A 2,006-nucleotide genomic window follows, 5' to 3' on the forward strand; every position below is an offset into this window, starting at 1 on the left:
CTAGGCTTCGATGAACTTGCTTTTAATATTTTCCATAATATAAATTGAGCTTCTATATGTCCTGCGGAAGCCAATTCCTTAAATAATTCCATAGCTTGTTTATCATCCTGAGAAACGCCATCTCCATAGAAATACATATAAGCTAACTTGAGCTTCCATTCTTTATTACCAACCAGGGCTAAGCGTCTAACAGTATCTATATAGCGATTTCTAAAAGCATCAGCCTTATCAACATCGATAGATACACCATCACCATTCTTATAAATAAAATATAAGTACTGAAAAACCTCAGGCATGTCATCTGAATCAGCTAACAATAAAAATTTACTAATAGCCTCATCCATGACATTTAACTCGTAGGCGTTGATAGCATCCTGAAGGAGCTTTGTCTGTTGATTACTGTGCATACTTAGTCCATCTCTTCTCACTAACAACCCTGCATATTTCAAGTCTGGGTTTGTCTTCAAGGTACTCTTTTCTAGTGATTTATCCTAGAAATCCATAGATGCTATTCCAATAAGCGGCAATTTGGTTTCCAATACCAAAGCGCGGATTTTATCCAGTTACCAGCAAATCATATGTGACAGATATCACACCAACAAAGATAAACTGATCAATATTTATTCTAATTTGCTATAGAAAACACCATAGTCCCGCTGAAAATACTTTGTCCGTAAGCAACCATTAACATTTTCAAGTATAATTTGGTACCAAGGATGAATCGTGAGCCTCAACTAGAGGCTCCAATAGCTAGCGGCTTTGTTGAATCGCTCATTAATCAATCAATATCAGGCGCTCACAATCTGCTAAAGTAGCTAGCTTTTCCTGGTTCAGTGATCGTCCCTATTCCGTATAAACTCAACGAATCCAAACGTCATCACATACCTAAGCAACGATATAAGCTGAGCAATTGGTCTGAGTATAACCAAGCCCTGAGAAACCGCGGTCGAATCGATTTGTGGCTCAGTGATGATATTGAGACCTGGTGGACCCACTCCAATCGCGTTTACGATGGCACAGGCTCAAGTCAGCATTATACCGATCAAGCCATTCTGACCTGTCACGAACTACGCGTGATTTTTAAGACCCCCTTAAGGCAGTTAGAAGGATTTATTGATTCGCTCTTTGAAACCATGGGGTTACCCCTGAAATGCCCGCATTATTCACTGTTATCTAAACGCTTAGCGGGTCTCAACATCCCCTCACCCCGTTATAAAAAAGGGGCTCAATGGGATGAGAGTACCGTTGCCATTGCTTTCGACTCCACTGGGCTGAAGCGTTACGGTCGAGATGAATGGCACCAGGAAAAACATAAGGTGTCGAGTAAACGGAGCTGGCGTAAGTTGCATTTAGGTGTGGGCGATGACCATGTGATTTATTCGACGGTGCTCACCGATAAAAACACCATGGATGATGCAGCGACAGAAGCCCTCTGTGACCAAATTGAAGAAGAGGTCTCCATGGTTTCTGCAGATAGGGCCTATGATGAAAATCATGTGTATAAGAGGATTGAGGCCCACTTTCCTGAGGCGGATATTGTCATTCCCCCCAAGGATTATCTGTATTACAACGAAAACCATCATCCCAAACGCTGTGCTCATATGATTGAAATAACGGCTAAAGGGCAACAGACCTGGCAACAGCATCACCAATATGGCAAGCGAAGTGGATCCGAGACAGCTATGCAACGCTACAAGCGGACATTTGGCAATCAGCTGCATGCTCGAGAAATGAGCAATCAGGAAATAGAAGTGATGATTGCCTGTGGCGTATTAAATCGTTTTACAGCACTAGGGATGCCTCAAAGCCATCAATCTGTCTAAACAATCTCAAAAGACCTGATGATTGAGTACTGCAACAAAGCCGTAAATAGCGGCTTCTGTTTTACGAATTGTGTCAGTAGTTAACTGACGATTTCTCGCTACGGTATCCACAAATAAGGCATACAACGAATCAACTTCCTGCTGAAAGCGCTCTTTAACGTCATTAGGCAGTGGCTGAAATGA

The 2,006-nt window shown here is 42.0% G+C and carries 3 protein-coding genes; 1 reads left to right on the forward strand and 2 read right to left on the reverse strand.

What is annotated here, in order from left to right; translation table 11 throughout:
• A partial coding sequence (locus KCG35_RS24910) for a tetratricopeptide repeat protein (protein WP_215822552.1) occupies positions 1–407 on the reverse strand: 407 nt, incomplete at its 3' end.
• A 426-nt stretch (positions 408–833) separates the two neighbouring features.
• Here KCG35_RS24910 and KCG35_RS24915 point away from each other — a divergent pair.
• A complete protein-coding gene (locus KCG35_RS24915) occupies positions 834–1,823 on the forward strand; it encodes an IS5 family transposase (RefSeq protein ID WP_215822553.1) in 990 nt (329 codons plus the stop codon).
• Between the two features lie 6 nt (positions 1,824–1,829).
• On the opposite strand, the gene KCG35_RS27180 is transcribed toward KCG35_RS24915, so the two are convergent.
• The gene (locus tag KCG35_RS27180; protein ID WP_373687377.1) at positions 1,830–1,994 is read right to left on the reverse strand and encodes a S49 family peptidase; all 165 of its coding nucleotides are present in this window, start codon (positions 1,992–1,994) and stop codon (positions 1,830–1,832) included.
• Positions 1,995–2,006 lie beyond the last annotated feature (12 nt).

This window comes from Zooshikella harenae (assembly GCF_018837975.1).
GTDB classification, from domain to species: Bacteria; Pseudomonadota; Gammaproteobacteria; order Pseudomonadales; family Zooshikellaceae; genus Zooshikella; species Zooshikella harenae.